Raw genomic sequence first — 24722 nt, forward strand, 5'->3', positions numbered from 1 at the left:
TTATTATGAATAATTTTCAATATAAAAATCCAACAAAAATTTTATTTGGTAAAGGACAAATAGAAAACCTAACAAATGAAATTCCAGAAAACGCAAAAGTTTTAATGTTATATGGTGGCGGAAGCATTAAAAAAAATGGTATTTATGATCAAGTTTCTAAATCACTTTCAAAATTTGAAGTAATTGAATTTGGAGGAATTCCTGCCAATCCAGAGTATGAAGTTTTAATGGAAGCTTTGGATATTATTAAAGCTGAAAATATTACATTTTTATTAGCCGTTGGAGGAGGTTCTGTAATTGATGGAACCAAATTTTTATCGGCTGCAGCCTTGTATGAAGGCGACGAACCTTGGGATATTTTATCAAAAAACATTAGAACATTAAAAGGAATGCCTTTTGGAACTGTATTAACTTTACCTGCAACTGGATCAGAAATGAATTCTGGAGCTGTAGTTACTAGAGCTGAAACAAAAGAAAAATTAACTATGGGTGGCCCAGGATTATTCCCTGTATTTTCGGTTTTAGATCCTGAAGTAGTGAAATCAATTCCTAAACGTCAAATTGCCAACGGATTAGCAGATGCTTTTACGCATGTATTAGAACAATATATGACCTATCCTGTAGATGCAAAATTACAAGACAGGTTTGCAGAAAGTATTTTACAAACACTTATTGAAGTTGCTCCAGCAATATTAAAAGATACCTCTGACTATAAAGCAGCATCAAATTTTATGTGGAGCTGCACAATGGCTTTAAATGGTTTAATTCAACAAGGAGTTCCATCAGATTGGGCTATTCACATGATGGGACACGAATTAACCGCATTATTTGGAATTGATCACGCCAGAACATTGGCAATAATTGCTGAAGGTCATTACACTTATAACTTAGATAGTAAGAAAGATAAATTAGCTCAATATGCTGAACGTGTTTGGAATATTACTGAAGGAACTAAAGAAGAAAAAGCATCGGCTGGAATTCAAAAAACTACAGAGTTTTATCAATCTTTAGGAATTAAAACTAAACTATCTGAATATACTGAAGATTATAAAGGAACGGCTCAAATAATTTCAAAACGTTTTGAAGAACGAGGCTGGAAAGGTTTGGGTGAAAAAGGAAAAGTGAGCCCAAGTGATGTTGAAAAAATTGTAGAAATGAGCTATTAAATTAATAAACAACAAAAAAAGCCGAAGAAAATTCTTCGGCTTTTTTTGTTTTAAACTAACTTTAAAACGGTTCTTCCTTTTAATTTTCCTGCTAACATTAAGCTTAATTTTTCACTCAATTCATCTAAAGATATAGTAGTTGAATTGGCTTCTAAATTATCAAATTTCCAATCGTCGGCTAATTTATTCCAAACCTGCTCTCTGTATTTCATTGGATAATTTTGAGAATCAATTCCGATTAACGAAACTCCTCTTAAAATAAATGGAAAAACAGTTAACTCTAATTTTATTGAGGCTGCATTTCCACAAGCAGTTACAACACCTAACGGATTAGTAGATTTAATCATATTTTCTAAAATTATACCTCCAACAGTATCAATTCCTCCTGCAAATAAAGGTTTTAATAATGGTTTGTTTTGAAGTGCTTCAAAATCTTTACGCAAAATAACTTCATCAGCACCTAAATCTAATAAATATTGTTTTTCAGTTTCTTTTCCTGTAATTGCAGCAACTTTATAACCTAATTTATTTAAAATCATAACAGTTACAGATCCTACGCCTCCGGTAGCTCCCGAAACAACAATTGTTCCATCTGCTGGTTTTACAGTTTCAACCAATCTTAAAACCGACATACCAGCTGTTAAACCGGCTGTTCCAATAATCATAGCTTCTTTCATTGAAAGACCTTTTGGTAATTTTACTACCCAATTTTCAGGGACTTTTACATATTCGGCAAAACCTCCATCGGTATTCATCCCTAAATCGTAACTTGTTACAATTACAGCTTCATCATTATTAAATTTATTTGATGTAGATGAAACAATAGTTCCAACCGCATCAATTCCTGGTGTATGTGGATAATTTCTGGTAACACCTTTATTCCCACTTGCCGATAAAGCATCTTTATAGTTTAAAGAACTATAGTAAACTTTAACTAATACTTCACCTTGTTCCAATTCCGTAAAAGGCATTTCTTTAATTGCCGAACTAAATTTTTCGTTTTCTTCTTCAACTCTAAAAGCTTTGAAGTTCAATTTATCATTCATCATTTTAACTTTCTTTTTGTTAATTTAGCAACAAATTTCGACTAATACAACAATGTACACAAGAACTTACAAATGATACACTTACGAACATTTTGTGCTGTTTTGTGTAAATTAAAGGTTTAATAGGTAAAAAAAATGAAAAAAAGTTATTGTCCGATAGATACTTTTATAAATGTAGTTAAAGGAAAACGCAAAAGCACCATTATTTTACACCTTTCGCAAGGAGATAAAAGATATAACGAATTGGTGAAATTGATACCAGATATTAGTGAGCGAATGATGACCAAACAATTGAAAGAATTGGAGGCCGATAATTTAATAAATCGAAAAATATTTCCTGAAGTTCCACCAAGAGTTGAATATAGCTTAACCGATTTAGGTAAAGAAATTCATCCGTTTTTAAAAGGCATGTTTAAAGGCGGAATTATTTTTGAAAAAATGATTGACTCGCAAGAAAGCTAATTTATTTATTACTTTTTCCAGCAACAACCACAACAAATTCTCCTTTAGGATCTTTTTTAGTGAAATGTGCTAAAACTTCGGTAACTGAACCTCTAACAGTTTCTTCGTATAATTTGGTAAGTTCTCGTGAAACAGAAATCGGTCTGTCTTCACCAAAATATTCGACAAAGTTAGTTAGGGTTTTTACTAATTTATGAGGCGATTCATAAAAAATCATAGTTCTGGTTTCTTCAGCTAAAAAAGTTAAACGTGTTTGTCGTCCTTTTTTTACAGGTAAAAAACCTTCAAATACAAACTTATCATTTGGCAATCCGCTATTCACCAAAGCTGGCACAAAAGCTGTGGCGCCAGGTAAACATTCAATATCAATATCATTTTCTAAACAAGCTCTTGTAAGCAAAAATCCTGGATCGGAAATTGCTGGTGTTCCAGCATCAGAAATTAATGCAATAGCTTCTCCGTTTTTAATACGTTGCACAATATTAGCAACTGTTTTATGCTCGTTATGCATATGATGACTGTGCATATGTGTGGAAATTTCAAAATGCTTTAATAATTTTCCGCTAGTACGTGTGTCTTCAGCTAAAATTAAATCTACTTCTTTTAAAACTCTAATTGCTCTAAAAGTCATGTCTTCCAAATTTCCAATAGGTGTTGGCACTAAATACAGTTTTGCTTCCAAAATTTTATAATTAATTATGAGTAAACAAAGTTACTGCTGTTTTTAAATATAACAATTTATTTAGCCTATAAAAAAAGAGATGCATAATTAATAAACATCTCTTTTCAAACATCAATATAAAAAACCAAACTTTACTTCCATTTAAACTCTCCTGAATCAATTGACCAATCATTTCCAAAAAAACCAGCACATTTTACCGCTTTATCACCATTTAATAGTACAGAATCATCAAATAATAAAACATCTGGAAACGTTGTTCCATTTACCAAATAATGATTAGCGTATGCGGCTTTCATCCCTTTATTTCCGGTAGCTGTAACAACACCAACACTAGCAAAATTACTATCGGTTCTTGGCACAGTAAAATATAGTCCCCATTGATTACCTTTTAACTTTTTAGAGCCAAAATTCACCAAGCCATTTTCTACCTGAATCGGACTGTTTTTAAGCAATTTATTCCAAGCTATATTGTTAGTTTTATTTCCATAAATTATTACATTTCTATCTACATATTTTTTTGGATTAAAGTCAGTATCCTTAATAATTTCAATCGTACCATTTGCTTTATACCAAAAAGTTTCAGCATCAAATTTTGCTTTATTATAATACCACTCATTTTCAACTGCCGATCCTTTGGTTGCATATACAAATACTACATTATGCCTAAATGCATCTTTAAAACCACCATTTCTGTGTGGTCCTTTTTCTTGTAATGAAGGTTTATTTACAATTGTCCATTCATCATTAATTTCTTTTAAATAAATATTTGAATTTGAATTAACATTCATTTCTTTTCCATCAACTAAAATAGTGGTAATGGTATCTTTTAATTTAGTGAAATCAATTTCTAATAATGCAATATTGTCAGTATCAATTTTAAAAGAATCTTCTTTTGAAAACTTAAAAGAACTTATTTCAAAAGGTTTATTTTGTTGATGAATAGTAATAAAATTTGATGTAGCAGAAACGCCTGGCGAACCTGTATAAAACTCCAAATTTTTAATTTCACTCGGGTTTTTAAGTGTTCGTTCTTTAAAAAAGTTGAATATTTTATACCAATCTAAACTATGGTTTCCGTACCAATGCGTACCATCTGGATATTCATAGTACGTAAAATCGTTATGAAATGTTCCTAATCGCTCACGCATATCACGTGCAATATAAGTTGGCACAACATCGTCTTTTTCTCCGTGCAAAACATACACACCATAATGTAAATAATTTCGTATTAATTTTAATGTACGGCTAGGTGTTCCGGCCCGTTCCATTAACTTTTCAACTTCTGTTGGTATATAAGGTGTATTTATTCTGGCAACAACTTCAGGAGTCATTCCTCTTTTGGTTAATTCATCTTGAGGTAATTCTAAGGTTTTCTTTAAAAAACTATCACGGTATAACAATAAATCTGGGTATCCAGCACAAGGGGCAATAGATGCAAATTTATCGGGATATGTAGCTCCTAAATACCAAGTTCCGTGTCCACCCATTGAATGTCCAGTTAAATATATTTTAGTTGGATCTGGTTGATAAATACTTTTTGCATCGGCTAAAACTTCTAAAGCATCTAAACGTCCCCAGTCTTCCCAAGCAAAACCAAATGGTCTTCGATTTGTTGGCGCAACTACATTTCCCCAATCTTTTTTCTCGTAAGCATTTGCTTGATTTACTGCTTCTACAGAAGCACCGTGAACAGAAAGAAATAATGCTTGAGATTCTGAACTTTTATCGGTTGATGGCGCAACACTGTAATACTGAACACTTCCATCAATTTCGCTAATAAAGGTTTTTTTATGATGTTGGTGTTTTGTTTTTATTTCTAATTTAATTTGCTGATTTGAAACTACTTGATTGTTATTGTTTTTTAATTGAAGATTTAAATCAGCAGTTCCTAAAACTGTTTCGTTTGAAATTGATGCAATAGAAAAAGGTACTTTTAACACACTTAAAGGTGGAATTGCAATTACTTCGGATTCTTTAAAAACACCTAATAATTCAGAAGTTATTGTGTAATCTTTTATCCAATTGTTAGTAGTGTTGATAATTCTAATGGCACCTTTATAATCTTTAGTTTCTTCAACTAAAATATCTGGCATTGTTACATCTCTTGATGTAAACTGAACTGGTTTTTGAGGTTCAATTAAACGCGCTCTAATTCGTGGAAAACGTCCAACTTTTAGTACAAAAACATTGATTCCTTTTTTTAATTTTAACGGAATTAAACTCCAACCAAAATCATAATGATCACCTTCATGTGGCAATCCATTTACAACCAACATTGTATGGCCCGAAGCTTCAAAAAGCACTGTTTTTTCAATATTAGATTTGTACGTTAAATACACATAACTAGACCTTAAATCTTCATTATTAAATGTATTTGTTTCGTCAGTAGAAATTGTTTTCCAAATTAATTCGTTTCCTAAATAATCAATATCAAAAACATCATTTTCAGACACTTTTAGACTAGGATTCATTAAAAACTGCTCAAAAACGGGTTCTTTAGGAAAAGACGATGAGTTAAAAGAAAAATCTTGAATTTTTAAGGACAGTCCATTTTCAAAAACGTGTAATAATTTACCTTCGCTAATTTCATCAACTTTTTCTTTTCCAAAGTATTCAACAATATTTCCTGTTCGCTGTTGTGCAAATTGAAATGTTGAAATGAAAACAATTATGAATAAACATGTAATTTTTTTAAATTTAAAATGAAACATTTTTACCAATTATAATTTATAGGTATAAATATCTTATAAATAAAATTAGTATTAAAAAAATTTAGACAAATAACGCTTTAACTTCGTTAAATGTGTTTTTAAAAAGATTTAATAATGAATACCTTTTTTAATCGTTATACATTTTATCAATTAACTCTTTATATTTTTTCTGAATTACTTTTCGTTTTAATTTTAAAGTTGCTGTAATTTCACCAGCTTCAATACTAAACTCTTTAGGCAAAAGCGTTACTTTTTTTATTTTTTCAAAAACAGAAAATTCTTTTTGTAATTCTTCAACACGCTTTTCAAACATATCTTTTATTTGGTTATGATTGATTAGTTCTTCAATATCTTTAAAAGTAATTTTGTGTTCTAAAGCGTATTTTTTTAAATTTTCGAAGCTTGGAACGGCTAATGCCGTAACGTATTTTTGTTGATCGCCAATTACTGCAATTTGTTCAATAAAAGCATCATTAATTAGGGCTAACTCTAATTTTTGTGGTGCAATATATTTTCCGCCAGATGTTTTCATTAAATCTTTAATTCTGTCGGTAATAATTAAATTTCCTTTTTCATCCATCATTCCAGCATCACCAGTTTTAAACCAACCGTTTTCAAAAACTTCAGCAGTTTCCTTCGGTTTTTTATAATAACCTTTCATTACGCCAGGTCCTTTTACCAAAATCTCATCGTTTTCACCAATTTTAATTTCAGTTCCAAGAATTGTTTTTCCTGCTGAATTAAACTCAAAATGTTTATATCCAAATAATGAAACCGTAGCGGTAGTTTCAGTTAATCCGTAACCACATTTAATATTTAAACCAAATGAGTGAAAAAACGATACCATGTCTGCTGCTAAAGGCGCACCACCGCAAGGCATAAATTTTATACGACCGCCAAAAACTTCTCTTAACTTACTCAATACCAACTTATCAGCTATTTTAAATTTTAACTTTAATAATAATGGTACTTTTTTATCAATTCGTTTATGTTTGTTATAGTATGAATTTCCAATTCCTAAAGCCCAACTTGCTAATTTCATTTTGGTTGGAGAAGCTTCTTTTCTTTTATCTTGAATTGCGGCAAATATTTTTTCAAAAATTCGAGGAACTGTACACATTACCGTTGGTTTTACTTCTTTTAAAACCTCAGCAATTTGTTTTGGATCTTGATTAAAATAAACTTTTATACCACGGTGTAAACAGAAAAATACCCAAATTCGTTCATAAATATGACTGAGTGGTAAAAAACTTAATGAAACATCTTTTTCAGAAACCTCTAACTCATAATCATGTGCTTTTAACGTTTGTATAAGGTTTGTATGATCTAACATTACACCTTTAGGCTCACCAGTAGTTCCTGATGTATAAATTATACTTGCTAAATCTGTTTCTTCCGCTTCAAAATATCTTTTTTGAAGTTCTGTTTCAATTTCACTACTTGACTCAAAAGCAATAAATTTGTTTAAATGAATTGAGTTTTTATTGTTTTCAAGATGAATAGTATCAGATAATGCAACAATTAATTTTAAGTAGTTACTTGTTTGTGAAATTTCAAAAGCTTTATTATATGCTTCTTGATTTCCTACAAATAAAACACTTACTTCAGCATCATTAATAATATATTCAACTTCTTTTTTAGAATTAGTAGCATAAATTGGCACTGTAATTCCTCTAATACTCATAATAGCAATATCTGCAATTATCCATTCAGGAGAATTCTCTGAAAAAATTGCTACATTTTGATGTTCTTGTATTCCAAAATTTAACAACGCTTTTGATAAATCTTGTATTTTTTTACCAAAATCTAACCAAGAAATTCCAACCCAAGTATTTAGTTCTATGTTTTTATAATAAATAGCATTTTCTGACTGATACTTAGTTGCTTTATCTCTAATTTCTTCACCTATATGAGTAGTAATCATTTATAAATGGTTTTAATTTTTTGTGATGCAAAGCTACAAAGTTTTTTAATGTTTAAGTGTAATAGATAACATATCATCAAAAAACTCTCTATTATACATAAGTTTCATCTAAAACGTTGGAGTTTAAAAAAATAGTATAATCTGTTTAAACTATCTATGAAATAACTAAATTTGCACAACTTATATTAAATAAATACAACAATGTATAGAACACATTCTAACGGAGAACTACGAATTGAAAATGTTGGTCAAGAAGTTATATTGGCCGGTTGGGTACAAAAAACACGCGATAAAGGATTTATGATTTGGGTTGATTTGCGTGACCGATATGGTATAACACAACTTATTTTTGATGCAGACAGAACTTCTAAAAAAATGGTTGAAGAAGCAAAAACTTTGGGTAGAGAATTTGTTATTCAGGTAAAAGGTGAAGTAATTGAACGTGTTTCTAAAAACAAAAATATTCCAACTGGTGAAATTGAAATTTTAGTTAAAGAATTAACCATTTTAAATAAATCACTAGTTCCACCATTTACTATTGAAGATGAAACGGATGGAGGTGATGAATTACGAATGAAATATCGTTACCTTGATATTAGAAGAAACCCTGTAAAAAACAACTTAATTTTTAGAAGTAAAGTTGCTATAGAAACCCGTAAATATTTATCTGACCAAGGTTTTATTGAAGTAGAAACACCTGTTTTAATTAAATCAACACCTGAAGGCGCTCGTGATTTTGTGGTACCAAGCAGAATGAACGAAGGTCAATTTTACGCTTTACCACAATCGCCACAAACATTTAAACAATTACTAATGGTTGGTGGATTAGATAAGTATTTTCAAATTGTAAAATGTTTTAGAGACGAAGATTTACGTGCAGACAGACAACCAGAGTTTACACAAATAGATTGTGAAATGGCTTTTGTGGAGCAAGAAGATATTTTAAACACTTTTGAAGGGTTAACACGCTATTTATTAAAAGAAATTAATGGTGTTGAAGTAGAAAAATTCCCAAGAATTACCTACGAATACGCAATGAAAACCTATGGAAATGACAAACCAGATATCAGATTTGATATGAAGTTTGGTGAGTTAAATGACGTTGCACAACATAAAGATTTTAGTGTTTTTAACAATGCTGAATTGGTTGTTGGTATTGCCGTTCCGGGAGGAAATGCATATACAAGAAAAGAAATTGATAACTTAATTGACTGGATTAAACGTCCGCAAGTTGGTGCTTTAGGAATGGTGTATGTTCGTTGTAATGATGATGGAACTTACAAATCATCTGTAGATAAGTTTTATACTGAAGAAGATTTAGCAAAATGGGCTGAAAAAACTGGCGCTAAAGCTGGCGATTTAATTTGTATTTTATCAGGAAATACTGATAAAGTTAGAACACAATTAAGTGCATTACGTATGGAATTAGCAACACGTTTAGGCTTACGTAAACCAAACGAATTTGCGCCACTTTGGGTGTTAGATTTTCCATTATTAGAATGGGATGAAGAAACCAATCGCTACCATGCAATGCATCATCCATTTACATCACCAAAACCTGAAGATTTACATTTATTAGATACGGACCCAGGAAAAGTGCGTGCAAATGCCTATGATATGGTTTTAAATGGAAATGAAATTGGTGGTGGATCTATTAGAATTCACGACAAAAAAACCCAAGCAAGAATGTTTGATTTATTAGGGTTTACTCCTGAACAAGCAAAAGAACAATTTGGCTTTTTAATGAATGCTTTTGAATACGGAGCTCCTCCACACGGTGGATTAGCTTTTGGATTAGATAGGTTGGTTGCTATTTTAGGCGGACAAGAAACTATTAGAGATTTTATTGCGTTCCCTAAAAACAATAGTGGACGTGACGTGATGATTGACGCTCCTTCAAAAATTGATGACGCTCAATTAAAAGAATTATGTTTAAAATTAGATTTATAAACCAAAACCTCGATATAATTATGTCGAGGTTTTTTTAAATAAAAATTTTGGAACCTAAGAAAATTCATAAAAAATTAAATGAATTAGCTTCAACAGCTATATGTGGAAATGATATTAGTTCTTCAGTTTTATATGTTTCAGCTTTAGCTATTGCTTTTGCTGGACAATATGCTTGGATTACACTTTTAATTGTTTCATTAGTACTGTTTTTATTTAGAAAAATTTATGGAGAAGTTGTTGGTGCTTTACCGTTAAACGGAGGAGCTTACAATGCGCTTTTAAACACCACAAGTAAAGGAATGGCCTCTTTTGCTGCAACATTAACTTTACTGTCATATATGGCAACAGCTGTAATTTCAGCCAATGAAGCTATTCATTATTTACATCATTTAATTCCTTCAATGCCAATAATTTTAACAACCATAGGGTTGTTATTATTTTTTGCAATTTTAACAATTGGTGGTATTAGAGAATCTTCAAGAGTTGCAATTGGTATTTTCCTATTTCATTTATCATCATTGGTTGTTTTAAGTGGTTTTATTATTTACTTTTTAACAAACAATGGTGTAGAATTATTTATGCAAAATTGGAACTTCCCGGTAAAAGAAGGAAGTGTTATCAATGCTATATTTTTAGGCTTTGCGGCATCTATGTTGGGCGTTTCGGGTTTTGAAAGTTCTGCTAATTTTGTTGAAGAACAACAAGCTGGCGTATTTCCAAAAACATTAAGAAATATGTGGGCAATTGTAAGTATTATAAATCCGCTTATGGCCATTTTTGCATTGGCTTTGTTTACAATTCCTATTTTACAAAGTAGTGAATTTCAAAACACTTTACTTATTGAAATGGGACATTATGTTGGAGGAAAATGGGTAGCTATTTTAATAGCTGCGGATGCATTTTTAGTACTAAGTGGTGCAGTTTTAACTAGTTTTGTTGGAGTAACTGGTTTATTAGAACGTATGACTTTAGATAGAATTATGCCACAGTTTTTCTTAAAAAAAAGTCGTACTGGTAGTTCTTACAGAATTATAATTATGTTCTTTTTATTATCTGTTTCTGTGCTATTAATAACCAATGGCGACGTAAAATTATTAGCCGGAGTATATACCATTTCATTCTTATCAGTAATGGCGTTATTTGGCATTGGAAATATTTTATTAAAAGTTAAAAGAAATACTTTACCAAGACCAGAAACAGCCTCGTGGCCTTCAATACTTTTAGCAATTGGTGCCGTTTTAATTGCTTTAATTGGAAATATTTTAATGGAAACACCTAAAGGTTCTCCTAGTAATGTAGTGGTATTTTTAGATTATTTTATTCCATCAATAATTTTCATAATAATTATGTTAAACAGAACATTATTATTAAAGTTTTTATTAAACATAATTCATACAATATTTGACCCAATCAGAAAATTTGTATTTAAAATTGATAAAAATATTGTAGCAACCATTAATCATATTAATTCGCAAGAATTTGTGTTTTTTACTAAAGGGGATAATATTGCAACACTAAATAAAGTAATGCTGTATATTATTAAAAATGAACATACTAAAAAAATTAAAATAGTATTAGCATTAGAAAAAGGGCAGGTATCTCCTCCAAATTTATCAAATGAAATTGAATTTTTAGGAAAAGAATATCCTGAAATTAATATTGAATTTTTAGTGGTTGAAGGTAAATTTAGCCCAAAACTTATACAAGAACTTTCCCAAAAATGGGATATTCCTGTAAACTTTATGTTTATCGGATCACCAAGTGACAAGTTTCCATACAAAATTGAAGAACTTGGAGGAGTTCGATTAATTATTTAACTATAATTTATTAAATAATATAAAATTGATTAACAGTCTTAAAGGTTACTTTACGCTAAGGTTATTATATAAAATAGCTTTCTTTTTAACACTTTTGGGAATATTTATTTTAATTTTTGATTTTGGTTTTGATCAAATGACCAGTTTACAAAGAAAAATAAATGCGCTATATCTTGTTATTTTAAGTATCGGTATACTCACCACATTTATAAGGTATTTTACCCAACGAAAAAGCATACAAACTAAAGTTTGGCTTTTTGATTTTTTAAGTATTTTAATCACGCTTTTTGTAATTTACATCCATTTTTTTTCTCAAGAAGCTCATCGTCATATTACCTTTTTATATAATGATAATTGGATAAAACTTACTATAATATTAACTTTTATTAGAGAATTTTCAGAACAAAATATTAATTACAAACGCACTTTATTAAACCCTGCACAATTATTTATAGTCAGTTTTTTGGTAATTATATTTTTAGGAGCTCTTTTATTAATGCTTCCTAATGCAACATATACAGGTATTTCATTTATAAATGCGCTATTTACATCAACTAGTGCAGTTTGTGTAACCGGACTTATTGTTGTGGATACTAGCAGTTATTTTACACTGTTTGGACAAACAATTCTTCTTATTTTAATACAAGCAGGCGGAATTGGGATTTTAACTTTTGCAAGTTATTTTAGTTACTTTTTTAAAGGAGTCTCATCGTATGAAAATCAATTAGTTTTAACTGATATGACTAACTCTGAAAAAATAGGAGAAGTTTTTACCACTTTACGAAGGATCATTGTAATCACGTTTACAATTGAAATAATTGGTGCTCTATTAATTTTCTTAAGTTTAAATCCAATATTATTTGATGGTTTTTTTAATCAGGTGTTTTTTGCCTTTTTTCACTCCATTTCTGCCTTTTGTAATGCTGGTTTTTCAACCCTTCAAAATGGTTTATACGAAACTGGTTTCAGGTTCAATTATATATTGCAAGTTTTATTAATACTACTTTTAATTTTAGGTGGTTTAGGATTTCCTATTTTGGTGAATATTTTAAAATATTCAAAATATTATTTAACCAGAAAAATAATAGGTGTAAAAAGTTGGAAAAAACAGTACAAACCTTGGGTTTTAAGTTTAAATAGTAGAATTACATTAATAACAACTTTTTCATTATTAGTAGTAGGAACCATTTTATTTTACATTACTGAATATAATAATGTACTTGCCGAACACCATGGTTTAGGAAAATTTATAACTGCCTTATTTGGTTCTGCAACTCCAAGAACAGCTGGATTTAATACGGTAAACATGTCATCATTAACACTACCAACAGTTTTAATAACAATGTTTTTAATGTGGGTTGGAGCCTCACCTGCATCAACAGGTGGTGGTATAAAAACAAGTACTTTTGCTATTGCAACCCTTAATTTTATTAGTTTAGCAAAAGGTAAATCTAGAATTGAAATTTACCGAAGAGAAATTGCAGATTCTTCAGTAAGAAGAGCTTTTGCCATCATTTCATTATCATTAATTATTATTGGCATTGGAATAATATCAATTTTAATTTTTGACCCAGAAAAAGGTCTTTTAAATGTTGCTTTTGAGTGTTTTTCTGCATATAGCACTGTTGGTTTAAGCTTGGGAATTACTGGATCATTAAGTGATCCAAGTAAACTTATTTTAATTACTATAATGTTTATTGGTAGAGTAAGTATGTTATCAATTTTAATTGCGGTATTTAAAAAAGTAAAACATAAAAATTATCGTTATCCAACCGAAGAGATAACAATCAACTAATTAAAAAATAAACATATGAAATTTTTAATAGTAGGTTTAGGAAATTTTGGAGCATCATTAGCCGAAAAATTAACAAATCAGGGAAATGAAGTTATTGGAATAGATTCTAGTATGGCAAAAGTTGATGCTTTAAAAGAGAAAATTTCACATACAATTTGTATGAATGCTACCGATGATTTTACAGTTACTGGATTACCTTTAAAAGATACCGATGTGGTAATTGTTGCTATTGGTGAAGATCAAGGAGCTAACGTTATGGCAACAGCATTATTTAAAAACCTAAATGTTAAAAGACTTATTAGTAGAGCCATAAACCCATTGCACGAAATGGTATTAAAAGCTTTAGGTGTTGATGAAATTTTACATCCTGAAGAAGAAACCGCAGAAAGATGGGCAAAAAAATTATGTTTGGTTGGAGTTGTAGATTCTTTTGAGTTAAGCGATGATTATAGCCTAATTGAGGCGAACGTACCAGCAATTTATGCAGGAAAAAAAATTGGTGAAATTGATTTTAGAAAAAAATATAATATTTTAATATTAACCACTATTAAAAGAACCGAAACCCAAGGCAATTTAGGAAAAAGTTTTTTTGTTAATCAAGTACAAGGTGTTGCCTCTGCAGAACTTATATTAGAAGAAGATGATATTTTAGTACTTTACGGAGCAAATAAAGATATTCAAAAATTTTTAAATAATTATTAAAAGTCTTTATTCATCAATTTAGAAAGTTAATAATAACAAATTTCATTTTTTACGCATTGATTTTCAAACAATTTCTATATTTGCTTAAAATCATTCTAAATAAGCAATAGCGTGTTAAATGAAAAACCAAAAAGTATCTTCAATTATGATTTTGATTGGGAATCAATTAAAAAGGAATCCAATAAAGATATTTGTTGCGAAAAGTACAAAAAGAAAGGTGATAAAAAGTGCAAAAATTGCCCTAAAAGAAATGTGAAGTAACTATATTTTGGTACTTTTGCACATCCTCATTTTTAATAAAAAACATGTCAGATCGATTTAAAAATATTCTTAAAAGATTTTTAATTTGGAAATACCAACACCTTTCTGATAAACAATTTATATATATATCTAGCGCTGTAATTGGTTTGTTAGCAGGTCTTGGGGCTGTAATTTTAAAAAACTTAACACATTTTATTCAACATTTATTAGAAGGTGAATTTATTAACGATATTCACGTTGCCTTTTATTTCATATTTCCAATTATTGGTTTGTTTATTGTTAGAATGATAAAACGATATGTAATCAGAAAAAAGGTGGGACACGGAATTCCATCTACTCTTTTTGCCATATCAAAATTAAAAGGAGTTTTACCAAGTCACCAAATGTGGTCATCTATTATAACAGCACCTTTAACTGTAGGCTTTGGGGGTTCTGTTGGGTTAGAAGGTCCAACCGTTGCAACTGGCGCTGCGTTAGGTTCTAACTTTGCACGCTTAATGCATTTAAACCAAACTACCAGAACTTTACTTATTGGAGCTGCTGCTGCTGGAGCAATGTCTTCTATTTTTAAAGCGCCCATTGCAGCCATTGTTTTTGCCGTAGAAATTTTTAGTTTAGAACTAACTTTAGCATCAATGGTACCATTATTATTGGCATCAATAACAGCGGTACTTACATCTTATTTTTTTCTTGGAAATGATGTATTACTACATTTTGATTTACAAGATAAGTTTATGTTAAATGATGTGCTGTTTTACATTCTTTTGGGTGTTTTTTCAGCTATGGTTTCTATTTATTTTAGTAAAGTTTATTCTGCAATAGGTGAGTTTTTTAGAAATTTTAAAGGTGCGCACAAAAGATTACTTTTCGGAGGAATTTTACTAGGAGTTATGGTGTTTTTTGTTCCGCCACTTTTTGGAGAAGGTTATTCAACAATTAACCATATTTTAAAAGGAAATGTAACCGATATTGTTTCAAATAATTTTTTCCATATAGAGGTAGATAATGTTTTATTAATTCTATTGTTTTTATTTGGCTTAATTTTATTAAAAGTTATTGCTGCCTCACTAACTTTTGGCGCTGGTGGTGTTGGTGGTGTTTTTGCACCAACATTATTTACAGGAAGTATTACTGGGTATTTTTTTGCACTTATAATTAACAATAGCTTTTTGTTTAATCGCGAATTATCGTCTACTAATTTTGCCATGGTTGGAATGGCAGGTTTAATGGCAGGAGTTTTACAAGCGCCACTTACGGCAATTTTCTTAATAGCTGAGATAACTGGAGGTTACGAACTTTTTATTCCATTAATGATTGTAGCTTCCATATCATTTTTAATATCTAGATATTATCTTCCTCATAATATTTATGCAACTGAATTAGCCGAAAAAGGACAATTAATAACACACGATAAAGATAAAAATGTGTTAATGTTAATGGATATTGATAAAGTAATTGAAACTAACTTTATTGTTTTGCATCCAGATATGGATTTGGGTGATATTATACAAAATGCGGTAATTAAATCATCCAGAAATCATTTTCCAGTTGTAAATGAAAATGGAGAGTTTTTAGGGATTTTAATGCTTGACGATATTAGAAGTATAATGTTTGAACAAAAGTTGTATAAAAAATTAAAAGCACGCAGTTTAATGCAAACTGCACCTGCTATTATTGATTATGATAAAGATTCCATGGAAGTTATTATGGAAAAATTTAAAGAAACTGTTGCATGGAATTTACCTGTAATTAAAGATGAAAAGTATTACGGATTTATTTCAAAATCTAGACTATTAACTTCTTATAGAAGAAAGCTGATAAATGTAACCGCTTAGTTTTAATTAAAGAAAAAGTGTTTATTAAATTTCTTCACAAAAATACTATTTTAAAAAACACCTAAATACAAAAGGTTAACAGCTATTTTTTGTATTTTTGCAAATTCTTTTTTTACTTAAACTCACATAATGTCATTAGGATTTAAAAAAATTCTTAAAAAATTTCTAATTTGGAGATTTCAATATATCTCCGACAAACAATTTATTAATATATCTAGTGCAGTAATTGGCTTATTAGCTGGTATTTCCGCAGTTATTTTAAAAAACTCAACACACTATATTCAACTATTGCTAGAAGGAGAAATTATTAGAGATCTACACCATGCGTTCTATTTTATTTTCCCAGTTATTGGATTGGCCATTGTATATATTATTAAAAAATATTTTATTCGAAAGAAAATGGGGCACGGTATTCCTATCACTCTTTTTTCTATTTCAAAATTAAAAGGTGTAATACCAAGCTATCAAATGTGGTCTTCATTAATTACTGCACCTTTTACAGTAGGTTTTGGAGGTTCTGCAGGACTTGAAGGACCAATTGTAGCAACTGGGGCTGCATTAGGATCTAACTACGCACGTTTAATGCACTTAAACCAAACTACTAAAACATTACTAATTGGTGCAGCTGCAGCTGGTGTATTTTCTTCTATTTTTCAAGCCCCAATAGCTGCCATTGTTTTTGCTGTAGAAATATTTAGTTTAGAGTTAACAATGGTTTCTATGATTCCAATTTTGTTGGCTTCAATTACTGCTGTTTTAACCTCATATTTCTTTTTTGGTGATGATATTCTTCTTCATTTTGAAATATTAGATAAATTTCATTTAAACGATGTTATTTTTTATATTTTTTTAGGAGTTTTTTCTGCAATAGCATCTATTTATTTTAGCAAAGTTTATTTTAAAATTGGTGCTTTTTTTAGAGATTTTAAAGGGTTTCACAAAAGATTAATGTTTGGTGGAATTCTATTAGGTGTTATGGTTTATTTAATACCACCTTTATTTGGTGAAGGTTATTCAACAGTAAATAATATTTTAAGAGGAGATATTAGTAAAGTAATTTCTAATAATATTTTTCATTTTCAGGCCGATAATGTAATAATTGTTGTTGCTTTTTTAATTGGTTTAATTCTATTTAAAGTAGTTGCAACTTCTTTGACATTTGGTGCTGGTGGAGTTGGTGGTGTTTTTGCACCAACACTTTTTACCGGAAGTGTTACAGGATATGTATTTGCATTAATAATTAATAGTAGTAACTTATTTGATCATCAGTTATCAACTGCAAATTTTGCGATGGCAGGTATGGGCGGTTTAATGGCAGGCATTTTACAAGCACCTTTAACCGCAATTTTTTTAATTGCCGAAATTACAGGTGGTTACCAGCTTTTTGTACCGTTAATGATTGTTTCTGCTATCAGCTATTTAATTACAAAAATGTATATTCCTCACAATATTTATACTGCTGAATTGGCTAAAAAAGGTCAATTAATTACACATGACAAAGATAAAAAGGTGCTGTTACTTATGGATATTGATAAGGTGATTGAAACCAATTTTATTAAAATCCATCCGAAAATGAATTTGGGAGATATTGTTCAAAAAGCAGTTATTAAATCTACCAGAAATCATTTTCCTGTTGTGAATGATGATAATGAGTTTTTAGGAATTTTAATGTTAGATGATATCCGTAATATTATGTTTGAGCAAAAATTATATAAAAAAATGAAAGCTCATAGTTTAATGCAAATTGCACCTGCAATTATTGATTACGATAAAGATTCCATGGAAACTATTATGGAGAAATTTAAAGAAACTGTTGCCTGGAATTTACCTGTTATAAAAGATGGAAAATACTACGGTTTCATTTCAAAATCAAGATTATTAACATCTTACAGAAGAAAATTAATAAATGTAACTGCTTAATTTTTATTGATAAATTTTACAGCTTTATCAGGAAAATCTGTAAAAACACCATCAATATTTGCATCAAAAAGAGCCACTTGTAATAGCTCGTTAAATGTTGTAAAACCATCCAATTTATCGGCTCTAAAGGTATATGCGTGTACTTTTAAATTATTTTTATGCGCATTTTTCACCAAGTTTGAAATCTGCCAAACACCATTTGTATCTTTTTCTTTAATAATTTGCTTATACCAAGGCCCAATTCCATCAGCATACGTTGCAAACTCTTCTAATTTATTTTCTTCATCCTCAAATTCAATTAATTGCACTAAAAATAGCTCACTTTTTAAATCAAATCGAATCCATTTTAATTCATCGCTATCAAAACACTGTAAAATACAATTATCATTTTTAGTTTTATACCCATAATTTGATAATATTTCTAAAACAATTTTAGAAATATCCAACCCTTCATTTTTATGAAATTTAGGTTCTTTAATTTCAGGATAAATGCCAATATTTTTTCCGGTACTTTTATTTAATCCCTGAATGAATTCAATCTCATCTTGCAAAGAATGTAATTTAAATTTCGATTTTTTTAAGGGAAATCTTTCTGGAAAAACAGCTTCATTTGTTTCTGGGTTAAAACGTTCATACACATCTAATTTTTGCAATTCATCAAAAGTAAAATCTATTACATAGTATTTACCATCGGCTCTTTTTCTGTTCGGATAAACATCCTTAACATTGGTTACTGTTTCTAAATGAATGTCATGAATTACAATTGGTACTGTATCTTTACTCAACACAATATCTTGCTCTAAATAATCCGCATCCATAGCAAACGCCATAGCTTTTGATGCTAGCGTGTGTTCTGGTAAATAACCTGATGCTCCTCTATGCGCAATCACAATTTTTTTTGATTTCATAGCTGCTATTTTATTTGGATTACTTTTTTGATTACAACCAACAAAACAAATTACAAATAATAATACTATTAGTTTTTTCATTATCTACATTTAAAATCTGTTAAATATATTACTTTTTGTAGTTTTGCGCTAAATTTAAAATTATTAACTTATGAAGTTTGTGTTAATTTTTCTATTAATTATAATCACAGGAACTTTATCTTACGGATTTTATATTAAAAATAATGGCGATACAAACGGTGAAATTATAATTGGAATTAGTGTTTTGGCTGTTGCATTTATTTTTATGCCTTTATTTATTTATCATAGATATAAAAATAAAAACATGAAGGATTTTACTTTTGAAAAGTTTAAAAAAGAATTAGAAGAAAAAAGTAAATCTGGTGATGGCTTAATTTAAATTCCGCTTTTCAATAAAAAAACGCGTTAACAAAGCACTACATTCATTTTCTAAAATACCACCAACAACAATAGTTTTTGGATGTAACGTAGTTTTTAAAACTGTAAAACCTCTTTTAACTTCGGTTGCTCCGTAAACAATTTTACCAATTTGGGTCCAGTAACTAGCGCCTGCACACATTTGGCAAGGTTCTAAAGTAACATATAAAGTACATTCTTTTAAATATTTTCCACCCAAAAAATCGGCAGCTGCTGTAAATGCTTGCATTTCGGCGTGTGCAGTAACATCATTTAATGTTTCCGTTAAATTATGAGCTCTAGCAATTATTTGATTGTTCATTACAATTACTGCTCCAACCGGAACTTCGTTTTTATCAAATGCCAATTCAGCCTCTTGTAAGGCTTTTTTCATAAAATAAGTATCATCAAACGGATTTATCATATTTCAAAAATAATTTTTTTATTTAAAAAATCACCGCAAAAGATACTTTTGTATGTAAAATTTTTATTTTGATGTTTTATTATAAATCAATTAAATAGGAAATGCCAAAATTAAAATAATTTGTGTTGGTTAAGTTTGTTTCATATTCTAATTCGGAAGGTATATTTAGGTTATATCCAACTTCAAAATCGAAAGATTTAATGTTATATTGTAAAATAAAATTTAACTGAGTATAAATAAGCGCAAAAACATTGCTTGTTAATTGTGCGTTTTCTGTTTCAGTTTCATAATCCAACAAATTATTTTGTACTGTTATTCCATCAATATCAATAAGTTGAGTTCCTAAAATAAAGTTTAATTGAGGTCTGAATTTTAAATTTTGGTTGTTATTTTTAAATAAATTGATGTTTGCATAACTTTTTGAAATAACCTGATATGTTGGTTCTCCTCCAAAATAATAAGAGCTCGCTACTTGGGTACCTAAACTTCTGTTTTTATTTTGCACTCCCAAACTAATACTTGCTGCACTATTGTAAAGATTGTCAAGATTATTATTTGCATATAGGTATGCAGATAAAGAGCCGTTATATCTAAATATTTTATTTTTTCCAAAGCTTTTTCCAAAGCCAGCTGTTGCAATTGTTACATCCCAATTTGGAATAAATTTACTATACAATATACCAGAAACACTTGCGTAAAAACCTTTGGAATGCATATAGGTTATTTGAGGTGTAAGGTTGAATTGATCTACATTAATATCACGACCTGAAAAATATGTATTGGTATTGAAATTTACCGATACATATAAAAATTGAAGGTTAGCTAATGAGGCTACTATATCATTAAAAGATTCTTCCATTAATAGTTCATCTAACATTTCATCTACTTCATTTGTTTTGGTTGGTAGTTCTTGCGAATTTGCAACAAGTAGTCCAGCTATATAAACTAAAATTAGAAGATATTTTTTCATTTTAATCTTTATTTTAAAAATTTAAAGTGGCCAAGTAACCTCAACCACTTTTTTATGATAATGAATTTAATTAGAACCATTTCTATTACCTCCGCCTGAACCATTTTTTATTTTACGTTGTTCTCTTACGGTTTCTCTTAGCTCATTTCCTGTTTCGGAGCTATTATTTGCTCTAATTGACTGACGTAATTGTTGTCGTTGTTCATTTGTAATTGTATTTTTAAACTGCTCTTTTATTGCACTTACTTTCTCTTTATTTTGATTTATTAATTCTTTTTGAGCGTTGGTAAATGTGTTTCTTAATGCCTCTAGTCTTGCTTCTTTTTTAAGCTTTTGGTTTTCTAAAATGGCTAACTGCTCATCGGTAAGTGTTGCTTTAAAAGCCTCTCTGTTAGCTTTAATTAAAGCTTGTTGTTCTTTCAACAAAAGTTTTTGTTGTTCTGTTAAATTTTTCATTAACATTTGCTTATCTGCAGCATTGTTTTCTTGTGCGCTACTAACTGTAATACTTACAAGAAATACAAATACTAAAACTGTTATTAATTTTAAATTTTTCATTTTTATATATTTTAATTAAATTTTACTTCCTTTTGAACGTTCTATTGTTTAGACCTTTTATAGTTTAAAAAGTTTTAAATGAACATTATTAAATTTAAAATAATTCATCCGTCATTAACTCATCTACAATGTATTCATCTAAATATTCATCAGCTAAAACATTGTCAATAAAGTTGTTTGTTAAAAATGAATCAACGTTTGCATCGTTTACAAAAAGTGAAGCAATTAATATATCATCTTGATGAAAAGAATCAGTTAATAAATTTCCATTTTTTTGTATATTTAATGTGTCTAAAACTATTTGATTCATATCAAAATCTTTAGGAGTTTTGTATTGCTTGTATAGTGTAAAAGCAAAAAATAATGCAAAACCTGCAGCAGCAAACCACGTTATTTTATTTTTATAAAATGTTGTTAATTTTAATTCTTTTTTTGTTGAAATCTTTGATAATATTTCATTTTTAGATTTTAAAAAATAATCATCCGGCGTTTTAAAGCCCAATTCCTTACTATGTTTTTTATTAATATTTTTATCTTTTAAATTCATAACTTATTATTTTTAATGAATGTCAATTATTGATTTTTTTATCTAATTTTTTACAAGTAACTCTACGTTAAGCATATTTTTTTCAATGCTAGTTACAATTTTATAATAGTATGTTTTTATAGTTCCTTCGTGAATTCCTGTTATTTCTGAAATTTCACGAAATTTTAAATCATCATAATATTTCATTTGAAATATTTGCCGATCTTTCTCGGGTAATTCAGCTAAGATTCTATGTAATTTTAATTGAATTTCATCTCCTTCAAAATAAGAGTCAGATACTAAATTATCTAAATATTTTTTTTGAATATCGTCTACCGAATAATGATACTTCTTCTCTTGTTCTAAAAAACGTAACGATTCATTATAAGCTATTCGAAACATCCAAGTAGATAACGAACTCTTTTGTTGAAAATTTGGTAAACTTTTATAAACTCTTAAAAACGTATTTTGTAATACATCATTTGCATTTTCATGAGTAATTACCAATTTTCTGATGTGCCAATACAAACGCTTTTGATAAAGCTCTAGTAATTTTTTAAATGCTTCCTCTTTCTGATTTGCACTTAACAATCTACTAATAAATTCGGCTTCGCTTTTCAATGTGTAATTAGTTTAAATTTTTTATCACGATTATAACGTCTCTTTATTTAGACCCTAAGAAATAGCAATAGTTTAAAGTTACGCACATAAACATTAAAAGAGTGTTAAATAAGTTGCACATAATCAGTTTTTTATAAATAAAAAATAGCGAACAAACCAAAGTCATTATAAGTTGTAAATACAAAGTAAATTACAATACAAAATATTGTAGTTTTGTATTTGATGAAAACAAATTTGTTACAACATATTAACTCACCTAAAGAATTACGAAAACTTTACAACAATCAATTACCTCAATTGGCTAAAGAATTACGTGATTTTATTATTGATATTGTTGCAACTAAAGAAGGTCATTTAGGCGCAAGTTTAGGTGTTGTAGAATTAACCATAGCACTACATTATGTATTTGATACGCCTAATGATCTGTTAATTTGGGATGTTGGCCATCAAGCATACGGACATAAAATTTTAACTGAACGAAAAAATATTTTTCATACCAACAGACAACTAGATGGTATTTCTGGTTTTCCAAAAAGAAAAGAAAGTGTGTATGATGCTTTTGGAACCGGACATTCTTCAACATCAATTTCTGCAGCTTTAGGAATGGCAATTGCATCAAAAATTAATGGTGATTTTGAAAAGCATCATATTGCTGTAATTGGTGATGCATCTATAGCCAGCGGAATGGCGTTTGAAGGTTTAAATCATGCAGGAGCTACAGATGCTAATTTATTAATTATTTTAAATGACAACGCTATGGGAATTGATCCGAGTGTTGGAGCTTTAAAAAATTATTTTACCAATGTAAAAGCTGGTAAAAAAGTTAGAAAAAATAATATAATTGAAGCTTTAAACTTTAGTTATTCAGGCCCTATTGATGGTCATGACTTACCTGCTTTAATTAAAGAATTAGAACGCTTAAAATCAATAAAAGGGCCTAAATTTTTGCATGTAATTACCACTAAGGGAAAAGGACTGAAAATTGCCGAACAAGATCAGGTTAAATACCACGCTCCTGGAAAATTTAATAAAAAAACTGGCGAACTTGTTCCGAAAATTAATGAAATTCAAGCTCCAAAATATCAAGATGTTTTTGGAAAAACACTCTTAGAATTAGCAAGAAAAAACTCTAAAATAGTAGGAATTACACCTGCAATGCCAACAGGAAGTTCATTAAAATTTATGTTAGATGAAATACCCGAAAGAGCATTTGATGTTGGTATAGCCGAACAACATGCCGTTACTTTAGCAGCAGGAATGGCAACACAAGGGTTAATTCCATACTGTACTATCTACTCTACTTTTTTACAACGTGCCTACGATCAAATTATTCATGATGTAGCATTGCAAAACTTACCTGTTATTTTTTGTATTGATAGATCTGGGCTAGTTGGAGAAGATGGAGCTACTCATCATGGTGTCTTTGATATTGCTTATTTAAGATGCATTCCAAATTTGGTAATATTTGCACCATTAAATGAACTTGAATTAAGAAACATAATGTTTACTGCCCAAACAGGCATAAATTTTCCTTTAGCAATACGTTATCCTAGAGGTAATGCTACACTTGTAAATTGGAAACTTCCTATGCATCTAATAAAAATTGGCAAAGGTGAACTTGTTTTTAAAGGAAATGAAATCGCTATACTTAGTATTGGCACTATTGGAAATTCAATAATTGAAATTGAAAAAGATTTGCCTAAAAATAAGTTTTCATTATACAATATGCGATTTGTAAAACCTTTAGATGAAGATTTATTACATGACATATTTAAAAAATATAAAACTATTATTACTATTGAAAATGGTACGATTATTGGTGGCTTTTATAGTGCGATTTTAGAATTTGCATCAAAATTTGAATATAAAAATTCTAAAGTTATACCATTAGCAATACCAGATTCATTTATTGAACATGGTAAAGTTTACGAATTATTTAATAAAATAAACCTTTCTAATGAAAATATATTAAAAATGCTTTTAAAACTTTAATTTTTAATACTAAAGTTAATAAATTTGCGTTTTAT

At 29.3% G+C, this 24722-nt stretch carries 20 protein-coding genes; 10 read left to right on the top strand and 10 right to left on the bottom strand.

Translation table 11 applies throughout. From position 1 onward, the window contains the following. Window positions 1-5: 5 nt before the first annotated feature. Entirely contained in the window at window positions 6-1166 is a 1161-nt protein-coding gene (locus tag BM335_RS03770) for an iron-containing alcohol dehydrogenase (protein WP_090223416.1), read from the top strand. Between the two features lie 50 nt (window positions 1167-1216). On the opposite strand, the gene BM335_RS03775 is transcribed toward BM335_RS03770, so the two are convergent. Next, complete coding sequence (locus BM335_RS03775; RefSeq protein ID WP_245780597.1) at window positions 1217-2215, bottom strand: YhdH/YhfP family quinone oxidoreductase; 999 nt, start codon at window positions 2213-2215, stop codon at window positions 1217-1219. Between the two features lie 132 nt (window positions 2216-2347). On the opposite strand from BM335_RS03775, the gene BM335_RS03780 reads away from it, so the two are divergent. Continuing rightward, the gene (locus BM335_RS03780; protein ID WP_090223418.1) at window positions 2348-2674 is read left to right on the top strand and encodes a winged helix-turn-helix transcriptional regulator; all 327 of its coding nucleotides are present in this window, start codon (window positions 2348-2350) and stop codon (window positions 2672-2674) included. 1 nt (window position 2675) lies between these two features. Here BM335_RS03780 and rsmI read toward each other — a convergent pair whose 3' ends face one another. From rsmI to BM335_RS03795, 3 genes are all read right to left on the bottom strand, one after another. After that, window positions 2676-3356 (bottom strand): 16S rRNA (cytidine(1402)-2'-O)-methyltransferase, encoded by a 681-nt coding sequence (gene rsmI, locus BM335_RS03785; protein ID WP_262493855.1) that lies wholly within the window; start codon window positions 3354-3356, stop codon window positions 2676-2678. A gap of 131 nt (window positions 3357-3487) precedes the next feature. Beyond that, window positions 3488-6067 carry a carboxylesterase family protein gene (locus BM335_RS03790; protein WP_090223419.1) on the bottom strand — a complete coding sequence of 860 codons (2580 nt, stop codon included), beginning with the start codon at window positions 6065-6067 and terminating at the stop codon, window positions 3488-3490. Between the two features lie 127 nt (window positions 6068-6194). Continuing rightward, a complete protein-coding gene (locus tag BM335_RS03795) occupies window positions 6195-7991 on the bottom strand; it encodes an AMP-dependent synthetase/ligase (protein WP_090223420.1) in 1797 nt (598 codons plus the stop codon). Window positions 7992-8192: 201 nt separating this feature from the next. On the opposite strand from BM335_RS03795, the gene aspS reads away from it, so the two are divergent. From aspS to BM335_RS03825, 6 genes are all read left to right on the top strand, one after another. Then, the gene (aspS, locus tag BM335_RS03800) at window positions 8193-9941 is read left to right on the top strand and encodes an aspartate--tRNA ligase (protein ID WP_090223421.1); all 1749 of its coding nucleotides are present in this window, start codon (window positions 8193-8195) and stop codon (window positions 9939-9941) included. 47 nt (window positions 9942-9988) lie between these two features. After that, the gene (locus BM335_RS03805; protein WP_245780598.1) at window positions 9989-11758 is read left to right on the top strand and encodes an APC family permease; all 1770 of its coding nucleotides are present in this window, start codon (window positions 9989-9991) and stop codon (window positions 11756-11758) included. A gap of 136 nt (window positions 11759-11894) precedes the next feature. Beyond that, window positions 11895-13553 (top strand): TrkH family potassium uptake protein, encoded by a 1659-nt coding sequence (locus BM335_RS03810; RefSeq protein ID WP_090224035.1) that lies wholly within the window; start codon window positions 11895-11897, stop codon window positions 13551-13553. Between the two features lie 15 nt (window positions 13554-13568). Further along, window positions 13569-14255: a potassium channel family protein gene (locus BM335_RS03815; protein ID WP_090223422.1), complete on the top strand. Its 687-nt coding sequence runs from the start codon at window positions 13569-13571 to the stop codon at window positions 14253-14255. Window positions 14256-14560: 305 nt separating this feature from the next. Then, on the top strand, window positions 14561-16351 hold the full coding sequence (locus BM335_RS03820) for a chloride channel protein (protein ID WP_090223423.1): 1791 nt from the start codon (window positions 14561-14563) through the stop codon (window positions 16349-16351). Between the two features lie 129 nt (window positions 16352-16480). Further along, complete coding sequence (locus BM335_RS03825; RefSeq protein ID WP_090223424.1) at window positions 16481-18271, top strand: chloride channel protein; 1791 nt, start codon at window positions 16481-16483, stop codon at window positions 18269-18271. Here BM335_RS03825 and glpQ read toward each other — a convergent pair. Next, window positions 18268-19260 carry a glycerophosphodiester phosphodiesterase gene (gene glpQ / locus BM335_RS03830; RefSeq protein WP_090223425.1) on the bottom strand — a complete coding sequence of 331 codons (993 nt, stop codon included), beginning with the start codon at window positions 19258-19260 and terminating at the stop codon, window positions 18268-18270. The two genes, BM335_RS03825 and glpQ, sit on opposite strands and share 4 nt — an antisense overlap. A 70-nt stretch (window positions 19261-19330) precedes the next feature. Here glpQ and BM335_RS03835 point away from each other — a divergent pair, with 70 nt between their 5' ends. Beyond that, window positions 19331-19579 carry a hypothetical protein gene (locus tag BM335_RS03835; RefSeq protein ID WP_090223426.1) on the top strand — a complete coding sequence of 83 codons (249 nt, stop codon included), beginning with the start codon at window positions 19331-19333 and terminating at the stop codon, window positions 19577-19579. On the opposite strand, the gene BM335_RS03840 is transcribed toward BM335_RS03835, so the two are convergent. From BM335_RS03840 to BM335_RS03860, 5 genes are all read right to left on the bottom strand, one after another. Continuing rightward, window positions 19571-20020: a nucleoside deaminase gene (locus tag BM335_RS03840; protein ID WP_090223427.1), complete on the bottom strand. Its 450-nt coding sequence runs from the start codon at window positions 20018-20020 to the stop codon at window positions 19571-19573. The genes BM335_RS03835 and BM335_RS03840 overlap by 9 nt on opposite strands. A gap of 79 nt (window positions 20021-20099) precedes the next feature. Further along, window positions 20100-20990: a hypothetical protein gene (locus BM335_RS03845; protein WP_090223428.1), complete on the bottom strand. Its 891-nt coding sequence runs from the start codon at window positions 20988-20990 to the stop codon at window positions 20100-20102. 66 nt (window positions 20991-21056) lie between these two features. Further along, entirely contained in the window at window positions 21057-21548 is a 492-nt protein-coding gene (locus BM335_RS03850) for a hypothetical protein (RefSeq protein WP_090223429.1), read from the bottom strand. Window positions 21549-21642: 94 nt separating this feature from the next. Continuing rightward, window positions 21643-22095 (bottom strand): hypothetical protein, encoded by a 453-nt coding sequence (locus BM335_RS03855; RefSeq protein ID WP_090223430.1) that lies wholly within the window; start codon window positions 22093-22095, stop codon window positions 21643-21645. 42 nt (window positions 22096-22137) lie between these two features. Next, window positions 22138-22695 (bottom strand): RNA polymerase sigma factor, encoded by a 558-nt coding sequence (locus BM335_RS03860; protein ID WP_090223431.1) that lies wholly within the window; start codon window positions 22693-22695, stop codon window positions 22138-22140. A 222-nt stretch (window positions 22696-22917) separates the two neighbouring features. On the opposite strand from BM335_RS03860, the gene BM335_RS03865 reads away from it, so the two are divergent. Next, window positions 22918-24687 carry a 1-deoxy-D-xylulose-5-phosphate synthase gene (locus BM335_RS03865; protein WP_090223432.1) on the top strand — a complete coding sequence of 590 codons (1770 nt, stop codon included), beginning with the start codon at window positions 22918-22920 and terminating at the stop codon, window positions 24685-24687. Window positions 24688-24722 lie beyond the last annotated feature (35 nt).

Source organism: Lutibacter maritimus, assembly GCF_900116115.1.
Taxonomy (GTDB): domain Bacteria; phylum Bacteroidota; class Bacteroidia; order Flavobacteriales; family Flavobacteriaceae; genus Lutibacter; species Lutibacter maritimus.

Bases quoted from the DNA above. Each gene is read 5' to 3' on its own strand.
- BM335_RS03850 (WP_090223429.1), bottom strand. From the start codon at position 21,548: ATGAAAAATTTAAAATTAATAACAGTTTTAGTATTTGTATTTCTTGTA.
- BM335_RS03775 (WP_245780597.1), bottom strand. From the start codon at position 2,215: ATGATGAATGATAAATTGAACTTCAAAGCTTTTAGAGTTGAAGAAGAA.
- BM335_RS03790 (WP_090223419.1), bottom strand. From the start codon at position 6,067: ATGTTTCATTTTAAATTTAAAAAAATTACATGTTTATTCATAATTGTT.
- BM335_RS03840 (WP_090223427.1), bottom strand. From the start codon at position 20,020: ATGATAAATCCGTTTGATGATACTTATTTTATGAAAAAAGCCTTACAA.
- BM335_RS03865 (WP_090223432.1), top strand. From the start codon at position 22,918: ATGAAAACAAATTTGTTACAACATATTAACTCACCTAAAGAATTACGA.
- BM335_RS03820 (WP_090223423.1), top strand. From the start codon at position 14,561: ATGTCAGATCGATTTAAAAATATTCTTAAAAGATTTTTAATTTGGAAA.
- aspS (WP_090223421.1), top strand. From the start codon at position 8,193: ATGTATAGAACACATTCTAACGGAGAACTACGAATTGAAAATGTTGGT.
- BM335_RS03855 (WP_090223430.1), bottom strand. From the start codon at position 22,095: ATGAATTTAAAAGATAAAAATATTAATAAAAAACATAGTAAGGAATTG.
- BM335_RS03810 (WP_090224035.1), top strand. From the start codon at position 11,895: ATGACCAGTTTACAAAGAAAAATAAATGCGCTATATCTTGTTATTTTA.
- BM335_RS03770 (WP_090223416.1), top strand. From the start codon at position 6: ATGAATAATTTTCAATATAAAAATCCAACAAAAATTTTATTTGGTAAA.
- BM335_RS03845 (WP_090223428.1), bottom strand. From the start codon at position 20,990: ATGAAAAAATATCTTCTAATTTTAGTTTATATAGCTGGACTACTTGTT.
- BM335_RS03825 (WP_090223424.1), top strand. From the start codon at position 16,481: ATGTCATTAGGATTTAAAAAAATTCTTAAAAAATTTCTAATTTGGAGA.
- BM335_RS03815 (WP_090223422.1), top strand. From the start codon at position 13,569: ATGAAATTTTTAATAGTAGGTTTAGGAAATTTTGGAGCATCATTAGCC.
- BM335_RS03780 (WP_090223418.1), top strand. From the start codon at position 2,348: ATGAAAAAAAGTTATTGTCCGATAGATACTTTTATAAATGTAGTTAAA.
- glpQ (WP_090223425.1), bottom strand. From the start codon at position 19,260: ATGAAAAAACTAATAGTATTATTATTTGTAATTTGTTTTGTTGGTTGT.
- BM335_RS03835 (WP_090223426.1), top strand. From the start codon at position 19,331: ATGAAGTTTGTGTTAATTTTTCTATTAATTATAATCACAGGAACTTTA.
- BM335_RS03795 (WP_090223420.1), bottom strand. From the start codon at position 7,991: ATGATTACTACTCATATAGGTGAAGAAATTAGAGATAAAGCAACTAAG.